This window comes from Flavisolibacter ginsengiterrae DSM 18136, assembly GCF_059568575.1.
The window spans coordinates 159452-181275 of the sequence record NZ_JCANTR010000006.1; the positions used below are offsets into that span (position 1 = coordinate 159452).

Annotated in this window: 20 protein-coding genes; 2 read left to right on the forward strand and 18 right to left on the reverse strand. The window is 37.7% G+C overall.

What is annotated here, in order from left to right:
- The first annotated feature begins 148 nt into the window (after nt 1–148).
- Together BP74_RS08605 and BP74_RS08610 are read left to right on the forward strand one after the other, a co-directional pair.
- The gene (locus BP74_RS08605) at nt 149–865 is read left to right on the forward strand and encodes a hypothetical protein (RefSeq protein WP_496373087.1); all 717 of its coding nucleotides are present in this window, start codon (nt 149–151) and stop codon (nt 863–865) included.
- Between the two features lie 52 nt (nt 866–917).
- The gene (locus tag BP74_RS08610) at nt 918–2291 is read left to right on the forward strand and encodes a hypothetical protein (RefSeq protein ID WP_496373089.1); all 1374 of its coding nucleotides are present in this window, start codon (nt 918–920) and stop codon (nt 2289–2291) included.
- On the opposite strand, the gene BP74_RS08615 is transcribed toward BP74_RS08610, so the two are convergent.
- From BP74_RS08615 to BP74_RS08700, 18 genes are all read right to left on the reverse strand, one after another.
- Complete coding sequence (locus BP74_RS08615) at nt 2252–3328, reverse strand: glycosyltransferase family 4 protein (protein ID WP_496373091.1); 1077 nt, start codon at nt 3326–3328, stop codon at nt 2252–2254. The two genes, BP74_RS08610 and BP74_RS08615, sit on opposite strands and share 40 nt — an antisense overlap.
- Nucleotides 3325–4554, reverse strand: a complete 1230-nt coding sequence (locus tag BP74_RS08620; RefSeq protein ID WP_496373093.1) for a glycosyltransferase — start codon at nt 4552–4554, stop codon at nt 3325–3327. Before BP74_RS08620 ends, BP74_RS08615 begins: the two co-directional genes overlap by 4 nt.
- Nucleotides 4545–6446 (reverse strand): asparagine synthase (glutamine-hydrolyzing), encoded by a 1902-nt coding sequence (gene asnB / locus BP74_RS08625; protein ID WP_496373095.1) that lies wholly within the window; start codon nt 6444–6446, stop codon nt 4545–4547. The genes BP74_RS08620 and asnB overlap by 10 nt, the downstream gene beginning before the upstream one ends.
- An 8-nt stretch (nt 6447–6454) precedes the next feature.
- Nucleotides 6455–7330, reverse strand: a complete 876-nt coding sequence (locus tag BP74_RS08630) for an FkbM family methyltransferase (protein ID WP_496373097.1) — start codon at nt 7328–7330, stop codon at nt 6455–6457.
- A 28-nt stretch (nt 7331–7358) separates the two neighbouring features.
- Nucleotides 7359–8513 carry a glycosyltransferase gene (locus tag BP74_RS08635; protein WP_496373099.1) on the reverse strand — a complete coding sequence of 385 codons (1155 nt, stop codon included), beginning with the start codon at nt 8511–8513 and terminating at the stop codon, nt 7359–7361.
- A gap of 138 nt (nt 8514–8651) precedes the next feature.
- Nucleotides 8652–9935 carry a lipopolysaccharide biosynthesis protein gene (locus BP74_RS08640; protein ID WP_496373101.1) on the reverse strand — a complete coding sequence of 428 codons (1284 nt, stop codon included), beginning with the start codon at nt 9933–9935 and terminating at the stop codon, nt 8652–8654.
- A 1-nt stretch (nt 9936) separates the two neighbouring features.
- Nucleotides 9937–10761, reverse strand: a complete 825-nt coding sequence (locus BP74_RS08645; protein WP_496373103.1) for a hypothetical protein — start codon at nt 10759–10761, stop codon at nt 9937–9939.
- A 369-nt stretch (nt 10762–11130) separates the two neighbouring features.
- Entirely contained in the window at nt 11131–11856 is a 726-nt protein-coding gene (locus tag BP74_RS08650; protein ID WP_496373105.1) for a class I SAM-dependent methyltransferase, read from the reverse strand.
- 24 nt (nt 11857–11880) lie between these two features.
- Nucleotides 11881–12618 (reverse strand): oxidoreductase, encoded by a 738-nt coding sequence (locus BP74_RS08655; RefSeq protein WP_496373107.1) that lies wholly within the window; start codon nt 12616–12618, stop codon nt 11881–11883.
- A gap of 1 nt (nt 12619) precedes the next feature.
- Complete coding sequence (locus BP74_RS08660; RefSeq protein WP_496373109.1) at nt 12620–13918, reverse strand: glutamate-1-semialdehyde 2,1-aminomutase; 1299 nt, start codon at nt 13916–13918, stop codon at nt 12620–12622.
- Nucleotides 13915–14676, reverse strand: coding sequence for a cytidylyltransferase domain-containing protein (locus BP74_RS08665; protein WP_496373111.1), 762 nt, complete (start codon nt 14674–14676; stop codon nt 13915–13917). Before BP74_RS08665 ends, BP74_RS08660 begins: the two co-directional genes overlap by 4 nt.
- On the reverse strand, nt 14673–15707 hold the full coding sequence (locus BP74_RS08670) for a Gfo/Idh/MocA family protein (RefSeq protein WP_496373113.1): 1035 nt from the start codon (nt 15705–15707) through the stop codon (nt 14673–14675). The genes BP74_RS08665 and BP74_RS08670 overlap by 4 nt, the downstream gene beginning before the upstream one ends.
- Nucleotides 15708–15769: 62 nt before the next feature.
- Entirely contained in the window at nt 15770–16822 is a 1053-nt protein-coding gene (locus BP74_RS08675; protein WP_496373115.1) for a nucleotidyltransferase family protein, read from the reverse strand.
- Nucleotides 16819–17964, reverse strand: a complete 1146-nt coding sequence (gene neuC / locus BP74_RS08680; protein WP_496373117.1) for a UDP-N-acetylglucosamine 2-epimerase — start codon at nt 17962–17964, stop codon at nt 16819–16821. Before neuC ends, BP74_RS08675 begins: the two co-directional genes overlap by 4 nt.
- Nucleotides 17965–17975: 11 nt before the next feature.
- Nucleotides 17976–18998: an N-acetylneuraminate synthase gene (gene neuB, locus BP74_RS08685; protein WP_496373119.1), complete on the reverse strand. Its 1023-nt coding sequence runs from the start codon at nt 18996–18998 to the stop codon at nt 17976–17978.
- Nucleotides 18991–19635 carry an acetyltransferase gene (locus tag BP74_RS08690; protein ID WP_496373121.1) on the reverse strand — a complete coding sequence of 215 codons (645 nt, stop codon included), beginning with the start codon at nt 19633–19635 and terminating at the stop codon, nt 18991–18993. The genes neuB and BP74_RS08690 overlap by 8 nt, the downstream gene beginning before the upstream one ends.
- Nucleotides 19632–20792, reverse strand: a complete 1161-nt coding sequence (locus tag BP74_RS08695) for a LegC family aminotransferase (protein WP_496373123.1) — start codon at nt 20790–20792, stop codon at nt 19632–19634. Before BP74_RS08695 ends, BP74_RS08690 begins: the two co-directional genes overlap by 4 nt.
- Nucleotides 20793–20800: 8 nt before the next feature.
- The gene (locus tag BP74_RS08700; protein ID WP_496373125.1) at nt 20801–21799 is read right to left on the reverse strand and encodes an NAD-dependent 4,6-dehydratase LegB; all 999 of its coding nucleotides are present in this window, start codon (nt 21797–21799) and stop codon (nt 20801–20803) included.
- Nucleotides 21800–21824: the final 25 nt, after the last annotated feature.

Here is a 21824-nt window from a genome sequence, read left to right on the forward strand (position 1 = left end):
GCAGGTAACCAGTAGCTGATATGGAGTAGCCTAATCAAAATCGCCAGTAATTCGCCTATAACTTGCCTGGAATTAGCCTAAAGTTTCTTTCAAATGCTATGATATTTTATATTAATAATATATCTTGAAATACAAATGTTTTGACCTTATGCCTAAAAGAAAGAAATGGAGCAGGCAGGACATCCCGTACTGTGCTGAACCGGATCAACATGTTTTAGTGGTAACCAGGGAAGGCATTCACTGGAGGAAGAAAAGAAGAAAGGGGAAACTGAATGATTCTTTGGCTACAAATGTGGATTTATCTAAAATTTCTGGTCCTGCTGCGAGACAGGTTGTAAAAAAGATACGGCCCTATTTAAATGGTATAACAACTGGCAGGGTAACCCTGCGCATCATCAATAGTTTAAAAAAGGGACTTAAGGATTATAAGAGAATTGATTTTACATCTTTATTGGGGTTGGAAATACAAAGAGACCATCCTTTAGATGAATTACTTCACGGAAGTTATTCAATAGAACAACATAAAGAACACCTGTCGATAATTATAGCTATTGAAAAGGATACCATCAAAAGACACAACAAGCTGGTTACTCATTATTATTTTGAAGGGATATTAATATTTGGGGATGCGGGAAATGAAAATGGCTTGAGAGTTGTAGAAATGGAATCTGAGGTATATGCTTTTGAACGGCAAGCAAAGGAACATTGTGTTATCAACCTGACCTTACCAGGTGAAAGCATACCCTGGATGGCCTTATTAAAAGTGAGTTGTATGGAAGGCAATGAAATGGCAGTGCATCCCAGACATTATGGGATGAAGGTGGTGGCTGTTGGGGAAGGAAGCGCTAAGGAGTTTAAAAGTTGAAGCGAGGAAATGAAAATTTAAATGGATTCGGAAATACATTTACTTTCGTCCTGTGCAGTATTTAACGATTTGGGATCTGGTCCTAACGCCTATTTATCTTTTTATATTGATTGCTATTGCTAAAAATCAAAGAGATAAGCGTTATCCTACGGGTCATCCTTTAAGGAAGTATTATTTACCAGGATTGTATGTAAAATTTGGGGGAGCAATATTTATTGCACTTATTTACCAGTTTTATTACGGAGGGGGTGATACATTTAATTTCTACCGGCATAGCCAGGTCATTAATTCGGCCCTTGATGATTCCATTTCCAACTGGCTGGATTTATTATTCCGAAAATCACCGGATGTAAATCCACAACTGTATAAATATACTTCACAGCTTGAATGGTATAATGACCAGTCTTCCTACTTAGTTGCTGTTATCGGTGCCATTTTTGGATTATTCAATGGGACCAGCTATATACCCATTGCTTTATTGTTTGCCTATTTTTCATTTACAGGGGTTTGGGCCATGTACAGGAGCTTTGTGAATCTCTATCCCAAATTATCCAAGGAATTAGCGATCGCGTTCCTTTTTATTCCCAGCACATTTGTGTGGGGATCGGCCATGTTCAAAGACACCGTATGTATGTTTGGGTTGGGTTGGATGACCTATACTACTTTCCGGATCTTTGTGAACAGGGATCTCTCGGTGAGAAACCTATTGATGCTTGGAATCAGCTTTTATTTAATCGGGGTTGTCAAGCTTTATATTTTAATTGCTTTTTTACCCGCGCTTAGTTTATGGCTGCTATTATCCTATTCGCATAAGATCAGGCTCGTTAGTATCCGGTGGTTGGTAAATATTTTATTTGTGGCTATAACTGTTGGAGGGTTTTTCTTTCTTTCAAAGCGGTTTGCTACAGAGATGGATAAATACTCCTTGCAAAATGTTGCCAGTACAGCTGCAGAAACCAGGGGATGGATCGCCTATTCTTCAGGAGATGAGGGATCAGCATATGACCTTGGTCAATTTGACCCCAGCCTTGTTGGGATGTTAACGAAATTCCCACAGGCAGTAGTGGTAACCCTGTTCAGGCCTTTTATTTGGGAGTCGAAAAAGATCATTGTGCTGTTATCTGGATTAGAAGCTTTATTATTTCTTTATTTCACTTTAAAAGTTATAGCAAAAAGAAAAACCCGGATTTTTTCAATGATTATCAGGGATCCTAACTTATCATTTTGTTTGGTTTTTTCTATCATCTTCGCTTTTGCGGTGGGTATTTCCTCTTACAATTTCGGCGCCTTGTCGCGTTATAAGATCCCCTGTATGCCTTTCTACGCCGCCTCGCTCATCATATTATATTACAATTTTGAAACTACAAACGTTTTGTATAAAAAAAACTATTTGAAGAGCTCTAAAAATAAATCAGCGTTAGCCTGAATGCTATATTCTTTTATTATCTTTTCTTTTCCTGCCCTTCCCATTTCTTTTCGCAAATTACTATCATCCAGTAACAAGGAGATGTATTTGTACCATTCATTCTCATTTAGGCACAAATAGCCGTTTTGGTTGTTGTCAATGATCTTTGCATTGACCCCAACTGGACTAGCCACAGCAGGAATTCCCAGGGCGAGGTATTGAATTATTTTAAAACCACATTTCCCTTCACTCCACCTGTCTTTCTCCAATGGCATAATTCCAATATTAATTTTTGACAGATCCTCAATTTCTGTGGCTTCCTTCCATTTTATAAATTTTAAAGAGCGAAGCTCAAATTCAGGCCTTTTATTACTAATTACATAAAAATCGAATTCCTTTTCCTTTTCGAGTTGTTGCAAGACGGGGGTTAGCGAATCCAGGTATTTCATTGTGGAATGCGAGCCTGTCCAGCCTATTGACGGCCTTGAAACATCCTGATCCACTGCGAAATGATAACGATTAGTGGTGTCAACAACTGTAGGAACTATGATTACATTTTTATTGAATTTACCTGCAAAACCTGCCAGGTATTGATTTCCGGCAGCAATCTTATAAGACCATTTACAGATCCACCTGGTTTTCCAAAAACATTTCAGGTAGAGGGCCAACTTATTTTGTTCAGAAATGGCCGGAATCCAGATTGCATCATCAAAGTCAAATACCAGTTTTTTCTTCCAGAACCTGGCAATGATCCATTCGAAAATGGGGGGACCTATCGGGGAAGCTTCCCTATGTACCAATACAAAATCATATTTGTGTACCAGGAAAATTACTGCCCACAAACGTTTGGCAAATCCCTTGCATACATCAAGAGATTTTGATATCAATGATCCTTTTTTGTATAATCTGGACCAGGCCTTTTCATCCAAAAAAGATTGCGTTTTTATTTCTATTTTATTTTGGTACAATAGAGGAAAGAAAGCCTCTATTCTGAAACGCTGAGAAGGAGCTGTATGCAGCGGATATGGCAGCAGTAATAATACTTTCCGAGGATTCAATGGGCTAGTTTTTCGTAAACAGCACTGTATTTTCTGATACCTGCATCCAGGGAAAAAAACTCTTCAGCACCCTGCCGTATCGCATGCTTATCAAAAGTTTTACCAGCCAGGGTTTTGACATATGCCTTATAGGCCTCCCGGGAAAATTCTTTTACTACAATTCCTGCTTCATATTTCTCAACAACCATTGAAGTATCACCTACATGATCATTGCAAATTACAGGGATACCCATTGCCATTATTTCACCTTGCTTGGTGGGAGAAGAAGCTTTTTTGGAATAGGCGGGTGTAATAAAAAAAATGGAGTAATCTGATAGGGAAATATACATTGGCACCTGGTTCCTTTCGGCAGATACCATACGAAGTGCGGCCTGTGGTATATTTTTCTTTTCGAATACTTTCCTGATCTCTTCTTTGTTGTCTTTGGTGACAAAAAGGAATACCGCACCTGGATTTTCCTGTAAAAAAACACTAAAAAAATCTATCATCTCATCGATCAAATACCAGGTGCCTATTGAACCAATGTAGCTGATTATTTTTTGATCAACGCCGACTTGCAGCTGGCTTTTAAGTGTTCCAGCCTGTAATGCATTAATGGTGGAAGGATCAAAAAGATTAAGATCCACGCAACAGGGAATTACTTCAACAGGTGCAAATTTTTCACTGGCATCCCAGGATTCCATTTCCTTCCTTGCCGTGTTGGTAAGAGTTATGGTGTGATCCGCATTTTCTAAAAATTCTCTTTCCTTCCTTTTGAAATACCTGTAAACGGAAGCAAATACCGGGTTTTTAATATTCCATAGTCCACCATCAACCCTTTCATCTGCCCAGAAACCGCGCATATCGAATATAAGCCGGGTGCCCCATTTTCTTTTCATCCACAGGCCGGTTATAGCTGTAATATAACTGCGGCAATGTACTATATCAAAACGATTTACTTTATGTAGTGACCTTATTTTCGACTTCAAAGATTCTATATCCTTTATAGTAGAAAATATAGGTGGACTCTTAGTATATATCAAAGGGTGCCATTCAATTCCATTACTGGTACAAAGGGTAGCTATAACATCCTTAGCAATTTCATACCTTCCTGGTTTTTCAAAACTAATAAGGGTGAACCGGTATCCTTTTTTGCCGAGGCCAATAAGATAGGGAAGCACCTGTGATTGACCCAAAGGGTCAGTCATGCCGTCATAGGATAGGTAGAGGACCCGTTTTACATCCATTGTTTATACCACATTTGGAACATCAGTAAATACCAAACTTTCAGGTGTTTTTCTTTCCTGCCATTTAAAAAGTCTGAAACGATATTTCTTACTTCCTGCACATTGAATAAACCATGAAGTTTTAGGCTTGCTTCACTTAGATGCTCTTCCACCAGGTCCTTCAATTCATGTGAAAGCCAATTGTCAACAGGGATGCCAAATCCCATTTTAGGCCGTTCCATTATTTCCTTTGGAATATACTTGTGTACTATCTGTTTTAATATATATTTTTTCTGACCTTCATAATATTTATAGCTGGAGGACAATTGAGCAGCCCATTCAATAATATCCTGGTCAAGAAAAGGTTCCCGTCCTTCCAGGCTTACTGCCATAGTAGCCCTGTCAACTTTTTGCAGAATATCATCAACCATATAGGTCTGGTAATCTATGGCCATCATATAAGCCAGGGGATCCTGGTCCATGTTCAATAGTTCTGAACTATTATGAGAAGTATTCAGTTCAATTACATGATTTGCAAAGAGTTCTTCGATTTCCTTATCGTTAAACACCTGGTTGAGGTTTTTCAATAATTCTGATGGAGATGGGTCGGCCAGGATATTTTTCAATTTATCATAGCGGCTATGAAAATTGGGTTGATTCCGCCAATAAGGAATTCGTTTAGATGAAATGCCGGACATAGCAGCAACCGCTAATTGACGTACCGGCCTGGGAAGTGCATTTATTTTTCGCCCATACCTGTATATATAATCGTACCGATTATACCCGGCGAAAATTTCATCACCTGCATCGGCAGATAAAGCAACCGTTACATTTTGCCTGGCCATCCTGCTGACCAGCATTGTAGGGATGGCGCTGCTATCTGCAAATGGCTCATCATAATAATAAGGAAGTCCCGGAATGATATCCAATGCTTCTTTGGGGGTGCAGTAATATTCAGTATGGTCAGTGCCCAATTGATCCGCTATCTGTTTGGCAAAAGGTGCTTCATCCAGCTTATTATCTGTAGTACCTATGGTAAATGTTTTGATCCTTTCCGTACTGTTCTTTTGCAATAATGCTGTAACACAGGTGCTATCATAACCACCGCTTAAAAATACACCAACAGGCACGTCAGCCACCATACGAAATTGAAAGGCTTTTTCCAGGATCTTTTCCGTCTCTTCAATAGCTTCTGGTAGATCTATCTGGAGTTTAGGCTTATTATAATGGTCATACACGTTCCAGTACTGAACAGTATTAACCAGTTTTAAATCCAATTCAAGCCTTAATAAATGGCCAGCTGGTAGTTTATAGGTATTACTGTAAATACAATTCGGGTGTGCTATATATCCATACTGTAAGTACGAGGCAACGGCATCCCTGTCAATTTGCTTTATAAAAGCAGGATGGGCTATCAGGGATTTCAGTTCTGATCCAAACAAGAAAGTATCATCTTTCCAATAGTAATAAAAGGGCTTTACACCAGCCCTGTCCCGTATACAAATCAGCTCGTTACTTCTTTCGTCAAACAAAGCAATGGCAAACATTCCATGCCATTGCTCGATAGCCTTCTCTCCCCATGCCCTCCATGCGTGCAAGATCACTTCCGTATCAGAATGGGTTAGAAACTGGTGGCCCTTCAGTATAAGCTGATCCCTTATCTCATTGTAATTGTATATTTCACCATTAAAAATGATGTGAAGGCCATCATAATGCATGGGCTGATCAGCAGCATGACTCAGGTCAATAATAGAAAGGCGGCGGTGGCCGAGGCCAAGTTGTGCATATTGCAGCTGTTGAAAATAGGTACCCTGTCCATCAGGGCCTCGGTGAGACAGCGCTGCAGCCATTTCTGAAAGCGCATCTTCCGTGCTGCGATTTTTAAAATCTATAAATCCTGCTATGCCGCACATAAATAGTTCTATTTAGCAATTATATCAAAATGGGGAGGCAAGTTATTGAAAGGGGGCTTCAATTGCGTTTTTGATTGCGCATTTATAACAGAATAACCTTTTTCATGAAGCCAAGTCAATAATATTTTTGCACTAAATCCATGTGCCGAAAGATTGATATCATCAACTTCCATAAAAATGGCTGGTTTCCATACAGTCAATAATTCATTCATACCTTTCAGAACAAACATTTCAAATCCTTCTACATCAATTTTTAATGCATTGATGATAGGCATACCCACTTGCTTCCAAATTGAATCTGCAGTAACGACATTAATTACCTCAAAGGGTAGGTCTTTTTCTACTTGCAAAATTCTATTCATTCCAGGGTTGCTTTCAAGGACAGAATATAAATTAAATGTGGCAAGCTCATTTCCCAAACCATATGGAACAATTTGTATATTGGTTCCATTCAAAGAGATATTTTCTTCGAGTCTATTCCGATTTTTTGAAGATGGCTCGAAAGCAAAGATTTTGGCATTGGGAAATTTTTTCTTTACTTGGAGCGCTGTCCATCCAATGTTTGCACCAATGTCAAAAAATGTTTTTATATCTTTAAGACCATCCAAATATTGTTCAAATGAACGGTCACAGAGGTTAAAATATATTTCATGATCTACTACATTTGAAATATCAAGTTTCATATTCAGTCCTTTGCGTTTGCAAATACGCCAACTTCCTTTTGCATACAAATATTCAGGGGGAATAATCTTCTTTAGAAAAATATTTCCATTCTGAATCTGTTTTGAAAGAAGATGTTCCAACATCTTCCATTTGAATATTCGTCTTGGAATATTAAGCAGCTTGGTTTTAAATGGAATTTTATAATGATAATTTTCTGACATAGGATTAAAGTGCTTTATAAATTTATATTTACAAGTTATTATTCGAATGAAAAAAATATGAATGCTTATTTGTGTTATTCATATCAAAGGTGGAAATTGTATTACCTGTAATTTCAGAATAGATGCTCAATAATTCATTGCGATATCGTTCTGCAGAATATCGCTCTTTCACAAACCGAGCTGCTTCTAACGAAAGTTTTATAGTATCCATTACATTTTCAATATTTTGTCGAATCAATTGCGCAGCATGCAAAGGATCATTTAAAGGAAAGAAGCTAGCCAGTCCATTTGTTATTTCCCTGAACACAGGAATGTCGGACAATATAACCGGTACCCCTGCTGCCATAGCCTCTATGACCGACAAACCAAAGCCTTCATGCGAAGAGGACTGGATAAAATAATCATAAGCCTGCATCATTTTTGGAATATTATCAGCAGTCCCGCAAAGCCTTACTTTTAAATGGTTTGTTTTAATAATTTTTGCTAGCTGCTTTTGCTCTGGGCCTTTCCCATAGATATCAAGGCTTATATTGAAGGGCTTCAAATATTTAAAAACTTCTAGTAAGTACCTGTAATTTTTAGCTTCTTTTAAATTACCTAAAGCAATGAACTTGACTCCATCCTTTTTAATTAAGGTTTTGTTTGATAGATACATTTCATCCGGCAAAAAATTATATAAAACATATTGTTTGCCTTTGAATGGAATGTATTTCAAATAATCATCCAAAACATATTTTGATACCGCTATTAGTGAATGCTCTTTTTTAAATAACAAGCGTTCTGCCCAAATACTTTTTTTATTTTTCTCAAAAGCATCTTTACTATATAGGCTATGAATGGTTGATACCAACGGCACGCCGGAACCTGTTGCTAGCCTCGCACAGATGGTTGCATAAAATAAATGAGAATGTACCAGTAAAGGCTTTATTTTATTGATGATCTTCCGAAGTTTGATAACTGAGGCAGGTAATGACTTCCATCCGCTGAACCCAAGGCTGATGATGTCGGCGTAGTTTATAATAATATTATTAGCTTTGTTCCGTTTTTCAAGACAAATAATAGTATGCCTGAATTGAGGCAATAAGGCAATGGTATTTTTCAGCAAGGTTTCCGCACCGCCCAGCGAAAGACTATCGATAACATGAACGATTGTTGGAATTGCTAATGATGGTTTGTCAGTCATGCGTAGGAAGTTTCAACAAAGCTGTAGAGGAAGCAGTACAAAATATATTAATCGCATTGGGTTATATAAACAATTTTTAGCATACTCATTTCTTAACCAATATTAAAAAATATACAAAATCATAAATATTATTATGATTTACTGTTTTGCAAATCTTAATAATGATTTAAGACCACGACTCCATGGAAGTTTTATTAATTGCCCTGATTTATAAACAACGGATATAAACACTATGAAAAAAGAAAGTGCCGTAGCATAGGCGGCACCAATACCCCCGTAATGTTTTATAAAAACATAATTGAAAACAAGATTGGAAATAATATTAACCAGGGATAGCCAAAACAAAATTTTTGTTTGCTTATAAAAATAGATGTAGCCACTAAATAATAAATACCCCCCCCAAAAAACATAACCCAGGCTTACCCAAAAAACATAGGAAGCCCCTTGGGCATATCTTTTATCAATCAAAATGGAAAATAAAAAGGGTGAAAAAAGATTGATACATAACAGGGCACCCAGCATGGCCAGGATAAAAATATAACTGAGCCTAACGATCTGCAATTTCTTTTCTTCATTAATATTTACCAGACATTCCATTAAATAGGGCAAAAACACATTGTTAAAGGCTGTGACCAAAAGCATCAACACCATGCCTATGGTGTAGCCTATATTATAAATACCGGCTTCGCCCAATGATACCATTTTGGCAATGAATATTCTGTCGGACTGGTTGATGATGAACTTGCCGATTGTGTGAGAGATCAGTGGAGCACCATAAGCTAGCCCAGCATATATGTATTGCTTTTTAATATTGAGGGTCAGTAATTTTTCTTTATAAAAAATACCAAAGGAAACTATGGCAAATAACAAACTGGTAATGGCCCAGGACAATATACGACCCTGCCAACCCTTTTTTAAAAAAACTACCAACCATACAGTTAGTGCCGCTTCGCATAATACCCGAGCAATGGTGAACAAAGCATACCATTTGGTTTTTTTTGCAATAACCAGGTAAGCATTGGCTGTTTCAATATAAATGATAAAGAGTGAAAGTAAAAAGATAACCACTCCAACCCAAATTTCACCAGGAGGCAATTCCAGTAAAGGAGCCAACTGATGGTAGAAACTCACACTAGCCAATAATAAAAATAAAGTAGGTAAAACAGGAATTATCTGAACAGAAGAAAAAAGGGAAGCAAACTCTATTTTATCGGTGATCTTATAATAGTCAACAGAAATGATACCATATGCTACTAAACTTACTAAGGGTGACAGTAATGAAACATAAGTATTGATTATAGATGAAAGGCCATAATCTTCCGGTGTGAGGTGATGCGAAAGTAGCGGCATCAAAAGAAAATTGATACCCGCTCCTAAAAATCCGACAATGGTGTAAAGCGAAAACGATTTCAATAACCTCATATCATGACAGCAGTATTTGCTTTAAACGTTCTGTTGCCTTTCCATCCCTTTTGTACAAAAAATGCTCAATGAATGTTGCTGATTTTTGCTCGTGAAGAATGAATTTTGTAAAATCAATATCTTCAGAAGAAAAGTTTATGTAGTCTAAAAATTTCACACCAAAACCTTCAATCACTTCCTGGATTTTAGAATGTTTAACTTTAAAAGCAATGAGTTTACCAGAGATGATCAAAGGTAGCATTAAGGTAGAAGAAATGGCAAAACAACCTTTTGCACCGTTGATCAAAGCACTTATATCTGCCGACATTTTATACACAATATTTTCATGCAGATACAAATCTGTTCGACCATAATCAAAGGGATGTAACTTAACTATAAGTTGACTTCTTTGAGATAAAGCAAAATCATTCAATTTGCAGATGAAATCATTTTTTTGCGCAAGTGTAATTCCGAAACCCTCGATCTGGCCATCATCTAAGAGCAAATAGTAAGGATCGTTTATATTTTCGCTTGCTTCACCCCATTGAAGTATATAATCATCCTGGTGAGGGTTACCAAAGTAAATGGTTTGGGTACTGCTTATTCCATCCCTCTGCTGGTAATATGCCAAATTTTGCTTAGAAAAAAGTAGATATTGATCCGGACAACGCAACGCAAATTGAACTTTGGCAAAAGCTTTTTCTGATTTTAAACGAAAGACGGAATAAAATAGTTTCAATGCCTTGTACCCCGCCCAACCATTTTTAAGTTTGAGGGCAGATAAATAAAAAAGCAATGTATGCATCCTTCCTTTATGAGTAGAAAAAATTGGACCTTCATCTTTCATTTGCAAAGCCTGGTTTTTTAACTGGGTCTTTTCTTCAAGGTCTATATAATAATCATAGTCCAGTTTTATCCCATGATCCAGTATATAAGAGGGGATACTTATATTTTTTGCCGCCATGTTGAGGCTTACTGCATACAAACTGCTGAGATCGGAAAAAATAATTCCATCAGGTTTCACTTTGCTTATCAACTTATAAGGAGATTTAAAATCTCCCCAATAAAAACGGGGATATGTTAATTGTACATTATCTGCTTCTCTATTTCTGAAATAAATAAAATGCCATTCAAATTGATCGGAAAGTTTATAAAAAGGAAGTAAAAGATCAGACCTTCTATAGTCCCAGTAAACCAAATATTTTTTCATTTTATTTCAGGCTGTTGTCACAGCTTCCAGGATTGCCCAATTTAATAAAATGCCTCCTGAAATTTGTAATCGTTTGTTTTCGGTTTTAACTGTATATGTCCCCAACCCTAATCCTTCATATTCAAAATCTATTTCAGGATCAAAGGAATGAAATGCCATGTGCTTCACCTTGTCACCAATCCACTTTTCAACGGACCTTTTAGAATAAGTGTTATAGCTATAATGTTCAGCACCCATCCTTGTATTGTCTTTAACGCTCGCATAAATGTCAACATCATGATTTAAGTTGAACAATGCACTTACATAAAGTCTTCCACCGGACTTTAACAAATTTAATAGTTGCTTTAATGCAATTTCAGGATCGTTAATCCATGACAATGTTTGCCAACAAAAAACGAGATCAAAACTCTTCGCTGGTAAATTTTGGATCGCATATAAGTCTTCAACAAAAAAATGAAACTTATCACCTCTACATAAATCTTTAGCTATTTCCAGCCCATCAGGATTTAAATCTGTCAAATGAAAATCCGCATCAGGATATAGATGACTTAAATGATAAGAGAGTGTACCACCACCGCATGCTATGTCAGCAACGGTGGTAGGTTTAATTGCTCTTACATTTAAAATGCTTTCCAAATATTTCTGTTGTTCGGTTTTGATTATTGATTTTTTGTAATACTGATTTGTAATTTCCGGATTGGTTAAGAGGCTTTTAATATAGCTATTACTCATAAGGGAAAATTAATCATTCTATATTTATACAATACTCCAACCACCATCAACCATTAAATTATGCCCGGTTATATAAGCAGCATCTTCAGCCAATAAAAAATGTACAGCAGCAGCTATATCATGTGGTTCACCCATTTTTCTTAAAGGCACTTTTTTATTATAATTGCTAACAAAGATTTCATTCTGATTATCAAAGATGCCACCTGGTGAAATAGAATTGACTCTAATGTTATGCGGACCATAGTATGCTGCAAAATATCTTGTAAGGTTTACCAATGCACCCTTGATTGCAGCATAAGCTACAGGCATGGTCATTGAAGTCTGATCGTAAACTGTAAAATCAGGCGCCACCACGCCATAGATCGAGGACATATTGAGCAGGCAACCAAAACCCTGCGTTTTCATTTGCTCAAGGGCTAATTTCGAACAAAGAAAATAGCCATTCAAATGCATATCTATGTTGGCACGCCATGATTCAAAGGGAACATCTTCCACCTTGTTCCCCCAATCTTTGGTACGTGGATAGGCATTGTTCACCCATCCATCAATCTTTCCATAACGACCGACTATATCTTTAATAAGCTGCTTAACTGATTCTTCGCTGGTAATGTCCAAATACTGTTCGAATTCATTGGCTTCATCAATTTGTACGTCACCTGAAAATACAGTAGCCCCTGCAGCTTTTAGCCTGTTCACAATCTGGCGCCCTAATAGTCCATTGCCCCCTGTTACTATAATAATCTTATTGATGAGAGAAAACATCTTAATTGTATTGCCTGAATACAGGCTTGATTATATGAGATTGCAAATATTTTTCAACACCATTTTCCAAAGCATTTTTGTACACGGCCAGAGCCTGCCTGGCGGCAATTAAGGTTGTTTCTAATTGGGCTTGCTGATGGGCATACGAAATGGCGATATAAGGCATTAATACACCATTTTTGATCATTTCCTGCGAAAAAAGTGTCCTGAAAGCAAGTGAGGATCTGCCTGATGCATCCTTTGTAACATAGTTAGGCGAACAGGCAAAGCCTTCTGCATAAAACTGTTCCAGTATACCTGCATCCTTTGCCAAGCCATTCAATCCATCGATCAATTGTTGGCCATAGTTCCAGAAATGGTTAATAACATTATCCCGTTTAGTAATTTCAATTGTTTTCATGAAAGCTCCTAATGCACTCATTTCAGCACCATGCGTTGTAGATGTCAGAAAAACTCTTTCTTGTCCTTCTTCCTCAATGCTTCCCAGTTTCATAATCTCCCTTTTGCCACAAAGCGCTGCTACAGCAAAGCCGTTTGCCATGGCTTTACCAAAGGTGCATAGATCAGGCTCAATATTAAAATAGGTTTGTGCTCCCTGCAAATGCCATCTAAATCCCGTGATCATTTCATCCAGAATAAAGACAGCCCCGTTCTTATGACACAAGTCTTTAACCTGTTGTAAAAAATTGTTAGTGGGCCCTATGGTTGTGGCTGCCTCGAGCATTACAGCAGCAATTTGTCCAGGATGAGTATTAAAAACCTCCTCCAATGATTCTATGCTATTGTAATTGAATTTTACAGTAAACTGGCTTATTTCTTTAGGGACACCTTTGTTCATGACGGTGGCTCCAATGAACCAATCATCAAATGAAAAAAAGGGCTGTTCTGAGGGCACTGCAATGTATGTTCTGCCAGTAAAAGCCCTGGCCAATTTTACAGCCGCAGAAGTTACTGTGGAACCATGTTTGGCAAACTTTACCATGTCTGCAGAGGGAATAAGATCTACCAGCAATTCGGCCGCCTTTAGCTCTGTCAGTGATGGGCGGGTTAAATTATTACCCTTAAGTATTTCATTATAACAAGCATCCGCTACCTCTTTATTGCCATAGCCGATATTTACCGAACGCAAGCCCATACCATAATCTAAATATTTATTTCCCCCCGGATCAAATACATAAGCTCCTTCCCCTCTTTCTAATATAGCAGGAGCATTGGCGGGAAACTGGTCATCCCCTCTGGAATATGTATGTGCACCACCAGGTATTAGTTGATGCAATTGTTCTTTATAATTGTTTTTCATGATTTGGTTTCAGCCTTTTTTTGTTGATCAAAATTTTGCCAATAAATATCATTTACATTTTCATTCAGTTGATAATAATTCCCTTGAATAATATGATTAATAAGTGTGGCGTCGTTAGTTTCAAAAAGTTTTTCCTGCAGGCTTTCAATCAATTTTTTAAAAAATTCGGAATCTTCCTTATAATCAAGTGTCAACCGCAATCTTTTATCTAGATCATAATTGCCCAGCGATATGTTTTCTGCCTTTTCTTCATTGAATATTCTGCCCCAACCTGTTTCCAATGTACTAGCTTGAGCCTTATCAAGGGAGGTTTTTAAAAAAGCTGTTTTATAACCCATCACATTCATTCCCAAAGCCAAACCTGAAGTTTTTACATAATCACAATGCTGTAACAACTTATTTCTAATTAGCCTGGCGGCTTCTGTAGAGCATAGTATATCATCCCCATCAATGCTAATGATGTTATCGATACCATTTTCCACTGCACATTGCCACTGCCGGAGTGGAATGTTGGAATCAGCACCATAAAATATTTTTACAGCCGGGTTATTAGCAAAAACAACTTCAAACCTCTTGTTTTCTTCCTTTGAAGAAGTTACAATAAAAACCGCCATCGAGCCCTGCTCAATTTCCCTTTTAAATGCAAAGATGTAACGTTCTGCTAACCACTCAATAAAGGTTTTGCCAGCTGTTTTGATTAAATGCTTTTGGGTCAGCCTAGTCGAGCCCAACCTTGCTACAATCATGATACCTGTCATAAAAAAGATTGTATCGTATTGGTGTCAGAACTTTTTTCCACAGCATACAATACCTTCAATACTTTATGATCGTTCACCAATGTGTTGGGATAATGACCATTGTTCAATACACCATTTAAAAAAGCTTCTATTTCCTGGTTATACATGGTCTCTGTAATATTTTTATTATAGCCGCTGTGTGCCTCACTAATCTCGTATGGAACGCTCTTCCAATTCATTGTTTCTGCATTGTACAACCGGATAAGATTTTCGTTCCAGTCCCATAATAATTGACCCTTTTCACCATTGATCACAAGCTTCCTGGTAGCACAGCGGGAAACAACATCCACAGAAAGATTTAGAATAAAATCCTTATAGTCCAGAAGAAGATTATAAGTATCTTCTATGTTTTCAGCTCCTTCTATGTTTATTGTTTTTTTATAAAAACCTGTAACACGCTCAGGAAACCCTAATAGCATGGTGAGCCATGTTAATTCAAATGGAACAATTTCCCTTGCCCCTCCTGTTTCCTTTTTGGATACATAGTAGTCGCTTACTTTTTCATAACTATGCCAATCGGGCAAATATTGTCCGGAGTGGTAAAGTATGTTTGATATTTTACCCAGTGATTTAGCAGCAACGATTGCTGCAATTTTTTTTATTGCAGGGTGAAAAAATAAAGTGCAGGAAGGCGCCAAAAGTATTTTTCTTGACCTTGCTTCGTTTATAATCATCTCCATATCTGTATCTACTACACTTGCTTCAATAAAAGATGGAATATTAAGCTTTAATGCCTGCTTTATGTAGATATGATGTACATCTGGGGGAACAGAGATAATCCAGGCATCATAACTGTTGTGTGCAGTTACCGTTTCAATGTCAGCAAAAACAGGTATTTGATAAGTGCTTTCAACATCAGCTCTCCGGTCTGGTCTCGGGTCAAATCCAAATATGTTTGTAACGCCATTGGCTTTCAGGTTTCTAATTCTTCTTTTGCCCATTGAACCTAATCCTATTACAAGAATCTTTAGGTCAACATACTGTTTACTCATTCAGAAATAAATATTTATATAAAATTGTTATTTATAAAAAACCAAGCGAGATACTGATTTTCCTAAAATAAATTTATGTGCTTTATATCTTCCTGCGCCTTTTTAAAATCTTCGGGTTTGCCAATATCCAACCAATAACCAGTGATGGGATAAGTAATCAATTTTTTATTTGTAGCCAAAACAGCTTCCATTAGATCAGTAATATCATAAAATTCTCCTGCAGGAATCATCTTTAATAAACTTTGCCTGATAAAATAAATGCCAGCATTTGAATAATACGTATACCGTGGCTTTTCTTTTAATGAGGTAGCCAAATTTTTACCATCTATTTCTATCACAGCATATGGAACATCTACATGGTAGGAAGTAGCCGCCACGGCCATATCGGCATCGGCCTCTTTGAAAGTTGTGTAAAAATCTGCGAAATCAATATTTGTCAACAGATCACTATTCATTACCAGGATATCTTCATGATCAAATTTATCAACCAATAATATTGACCCTATTGTACCCAATGGCTTATCCTCTTTTACATAACCGATCTTTGCATTTTTCATACTTCCATCACCAAAGTAATCAACCAATTGATGGCCCAGGTAATTGATGCTCAGCTTTATATTTTTAATACCATAGTTAATCAACCTGTCAATGTTATGTTCAATTATAGGTTTATCTCCAATCTTTAATAATGGCTTTGGAATATTTGCTGTCAAAGGCATGAGGCGTTTGCCTTGACCACCAGCCATTAACAATGCATCGGCAGGTATAATCGTTTGTTGTACCCGGAAATTAAGGATATCAATTATAACTCCACCTTCATCCAATATTGGTATTATCTTATAATTTTTCTTCCTGTAATCTTCCAGTTGTTTTAAAGTATAATTTTTCCTGGTTATAGATATAGGGTTTTCCTGAATAAAATCCAGTATTGAATTTTCAAAATTTAAATTCCGGATAAATCCTCTCCTAAGGTCACCATCTGTCAATGAGCCAATCAATTTCTTATTTTCATTTACAACAAATAGTATAGCATCGGAAGCTAATTTATCGAGTTTTTTAAGCGCAGACCTAACCGGCTCATTTTCAAAAATGATATGATTATTAATTAAACTCATAAGGTGGCTTGTTGCTTGTAACTTTTGTTTGATTCCAAAAACTCCAATACATGTTTTGTTATTTCAATGGCAGCAGATCCTTTGCCATAAGGTTGCATTAAGGAAGGAACCTTCATTTGACTTAACTTCTTTACAGTATTAATTATTTCACTGCGCTCAATTGCAATGGTCCATATATTTTCCGTTAATAATCTGCCTTCCTGCCTGCAACCAAGATTTACCACCCACTTGGGAAAATAAGAAGCCTCAACAAATCCACTGGAAGTGTTTCCTACCAGCATTGCACAATGTTTCATTGCACTTAGGTAACCAATTGTTCCCAGGTTTTCAAATGCAAACATTTTTTCTTTGTTCCTGGCAACAAGGGCTTGTAAAGCTTTTCTAATAACATTCCCCATGGTATCTGCATTTGGCATAGTAATCAACACTTGAAATTGATCAGAAAGCTCATCCAGGGAGTCTGCCAGGATTTTACCATATTCTTCATTACGGTTAAAAGAAACCGTTTCCGGATGAAATGTAGTAAGTAAGGTAGGTCTGCCTAAATCAACTCCAAACTGCTTTCTAAACTCAGTTATGGTTAATAGATTTAGCGATTGAAGGTTATCTATACTCAATGCACCTGTATTAAATACATAATTTGGGCTCCCTGTTAATGCAATTACTCTTTGGCGATATGCTTCCGTACTTGTAAAATGCAGGCGGGACATGTGGGTCAAGCTATGCCGGAAAATATTATCGATGGCGCCAAGTGTGGTTTCGCCTCCATGTATGTGCGCAACAGGAATGGAAAAGGGAACACTCGCAGTTACGGCTGAAAACATTTCATAACGATCACCTAAACAAATAATCAGGTCAGTGTTCATTTTTTTCCAAACAACAGAAAATTGTTCCACAGTCTTTGCTATCGATTGAGCTATAGAAAAAGGAGAAATTCCATCCAGTATACAGGGCACCTGCACTTCAATTTGAAATTCGTCGGCCCTGATAGCATCAATGGTATACCCAAAATCATTTGATGTATGTGTTCCAAAAGCAATGATCTGCAAATTTATTTCAGGATGCTCCTGTAGCACTTTAAGCAAGGGCCGGTAAATGCTATAATCTGCCCGAGAACTGGTAAGGACTGTAATTTTATACAAATTGTCTGAAATTATTTTTCCAAATCATCAAGCGAAAGCAATTGATCTGCCGCCAGATCTCTTATTATTGATTTCCCAAGGACCCTCGAAATTTGCATGGGAGAAATTCCATTGCCCGGTCGTTTCATAACCAGATCTTCACTGGTCAATATGTGACCAGCTGGTATATTTTTAGCAATATGAATGCTTTTACGGGCTATATCTTTATTCTTTGTTTCGGATGGGCTAGGTTCCTTTACCCCTGTTCCACTTATCGCCCGTTCAATATTCCGAATAGCTACAACCATTGCTTTCAACCCGGCAGGTTCAAGGGAGGCATTGTGGTCTGGCCCGTCCATATTTCGATCCAGCGTAAAATGCTTTTCAATTACGGTAGCGCCTAATGCAACAGCCGCTATAGGCACTTCAATGCCAAGCGTATGATCCGAATAACCAATAGGTACATTGAATTCTTTTGCAATTGCATTCATTGCCCGCAAGTTAACATCCTCCATAGGTGTTGGGTATTCAGTATTGCAATGAAGTATAGTGATGTTTTCTTTTCTTGTTCCAGAAGTTAACAATATTTGTAAAGCCTCATTAATTTCCTGCATATTGGCCATTCCTGTGGAGAGAATAATTTGAGGAAATGCTTTGCTCATTGCCTTCAGGTAAGGTAAGTTTGTAATTTCTCCAGACGGGATCTTTCCAATCTTTATGCCCTTTGCCTTTAACAACCCGATGCTTTCTTCATCAAAAGGAGTTGATAAAAAAGCAATGTTTTTTTCATGGCAATATGCCATCAGTTCATCATGATCCTGTTCAGAAAGTTCCAGTTTCTTTAGCATCTCAAACTGGCTTTCTGTTTTATCTGTTGACTGTTGCTGGTAATGGGCTTTACCCGCTCTTTTACTTACAACTTTCTCTGCTTTAAACGATTGAAATTTTACAATATCCACTCCTGCACCTGCAGCTACATCAATAAGCCTTTTGGCATTCTCCATACTGCCATTATGATTAACACCTGCTTCCGCTATAATTAAAACCTTACTCATTATTTATTTTTTTACTGGGGTTTCCAGCATATACACCTTCTTCCAAAACATCCTTTATCACCACAGAACCTGCCCCTATTATTACCCGGGTGCCAATATTGATATTATTTGCAATTACACTGCAGCTTCCGATAAAACTTCCATCATCCACTGAACAACCTCCATTAATTGTGACACCGGTTGAAATATGAACGTGGTTACCAATCCTGCTATCATGTTCAACTAATGCCCTTGAATTAATTATCGTATTAAAGCCAACAGAGTTCCCTGTGTTTATAATTGCACCATGTAAAACAATAGTACCCGCTGCTATAGAAGCGCTACGCGAAACATAGGCTTTTGGAGAAATGACAGTAGCTAATTTTGCCCTGCGCATTTGCAATTTTTCAAACAGTTGAATTCTGATTGCTGCAGATTTAATTTGTCCCACAGTCACTAAAAAATGGTGATCTTCTTCAATGAGCTGACCCAGCAAATCATCGTTGCCTAAAACAGGGTAGCCTAAAATTGCAGCGCCTTTTACTTCTGTTGCATCAAGTATTCCATGGATAGCATACCTGCCTTCCTGTTCTATAACATCAATACATGAACGGCAATGACCACCGCCTCCAATTAATATCAGGGAATGTTTTATCATGAAGGTCTGAAGCTACTTGGAATATTCACCACTCTATCTTCCAACCACTCTGCATTGTCAAGCGGGCCTGCTATGCAATTTTTATACATCGGAAGTTTATTCATCAGGCGCCAAATGGGCCGTGTCATTACTTTTTGCGCATTGCTATAATTTAGAAATGATTGTTGCTCTTCATGGCTATTGAATAAAATAGTATTCAGCCAATAATTGGCTACCGTTCCAGGTCTTTCTGTTACAAATGTCTCTGATCGATTGGCAAAAAAACCAGCATAATTGTTTGCCAGTTCTCTTTTATTTTTCAAAAAACTTTCCAGTTGTTCCAATTGGGCGCATGCCAATGCAGCATTGAGATTGGGCATTCTATAATTATAGCCCAGCATGTCATGCGAAAACTCGTAAGCATGAGCAACCTTGGCTGTGGTAGATAAATGCTTCGCCAGTTTACCAAGTGCTACATCATTAGTGATCACAGCTCCGCCGCCGCCGGATGTAACGGTTTTATTTCCATTAAAACTAAATGTAGCCAGCAATCCAAAATTTCCGGTGTGTTGGCCTCCCACAAAACTACCTAAGGATTCTGCCGCATCTTCCACCACTTTAATATTGTACATACTGCAAACATCAACCACTTCTTCTATGTGTAATGGGAAGCCGAAAGTATGCATAGGAACACAAGCAGTTATTCGTTGGCCGGTTGATTTTATAAAACAAGCACCCTCCTTAACCATTGCATTTTCCTTCAACCATTCCTTTAATGCAACAGGGGAAATACCCAAGGTATTTCGGTCAACATCTACAAAAACCGGCAAGCCACCGGCATGTGCAATGGCATTGGCAGTGGCAGCAAAGGTTAATGGTTGCGTAAGAACTGCGTCACCTGGTTTTACTCCTGCAACTAATAAGGCCAGGTGTAGTGCAATGGTTCCATTTGTAGTGGCAATTGCAAATTTCGCTCCTGTAATCTCCTGCATCATTTCTTCAAAACGATTTACATAAGCGCCTACAGTTGAAACGTATGTGCTTTCAATTGTATCCAGCACATATTTTTTTTCATTGCCTCCAAAATAAGGTGCGTGCAGTGGTATAAAGCCTTCAGGTTTCTGGAAAGACTTGCGAATAAAAGCAAGGATTTGTTCAAAGGATTTATCCGATTCCATTTGCTTGATCAAAGGTTGTAGATATTGGATTTGTATTGTTTTAAATTTTCTTTATCGCTAAACCAGGCTATAGTTTCTGTAAGGCCTGTTTTAAGATCATATTTCTGTCGCCAGTTAGTGAGTTCTTTAATTTTAGCATTAGATCCGTATAAGCGGAAAACTTCCGATTTTCCGGGCCGCATTCGTTGCCCATCTGTAACAATTTTTGCTTCAGGATTGATTTGACTGATCAATTCTGTGGCAAGATCACCTACACTAATTTCTGATTGGGTGGCAATGTTACAATCATGCCCAATAAGTTTGTCAGCCTTTGCAATTTCTATAAAGCCATCTACCGTGTCTTTTACATACACCAGGTCACGGGTTGGTGTAATATCGCCCAATTTTATTTCTGTTTGCCCATTAAGTAATTGTGTAATAATCGTTGGGATGACAGCTCTTGCAGATTGTCTTGGGCCAAATGTATTAAAAGGTCTTACAATAGTTAGAGGCAGATCAAAGCTACGGTAGAAAGATTCTGCTAAGCAGTCGGCACCGATTTTTGAAGCTGAATAGGGTGATTGTGGCTGACGTGGATGCTTTTCATCTATAGGTATATATTGGGCAGTGCCATATACTTCAGAAGTAGATGTTACCAGCACTCTTTGCACTTTTAGGTCTTTTGCAGCCTGTATAATATTTAACGTCCCTTTGATATTTGTATCAATATAGGAATCGGGAGAATGGTAACTGAAAGGAATGGCAATTAAAGCAGCCAGGTGAAAAACGATATCAACATCCTTCATAGCCATTCTAACTCCATTAGGGTCCCTGATATCACCCGTGAATATTTCGAGCTGGGTTAATTTTTCTTTTGGGAAAGAATCAAGCCAGCCCCAGTTATTAAAAGAGTTATAATAGCAGAAAGCTCTAATGGAGCATCCTTCCAACAGCAAACTTTCGACAAGGTGGCTGCCAATAAAACCATCTGCTCCTGTTATTAATACCTTTTTCCCTTTTAATTCCATTCTTTAAAAATCAACAGTTAATAAT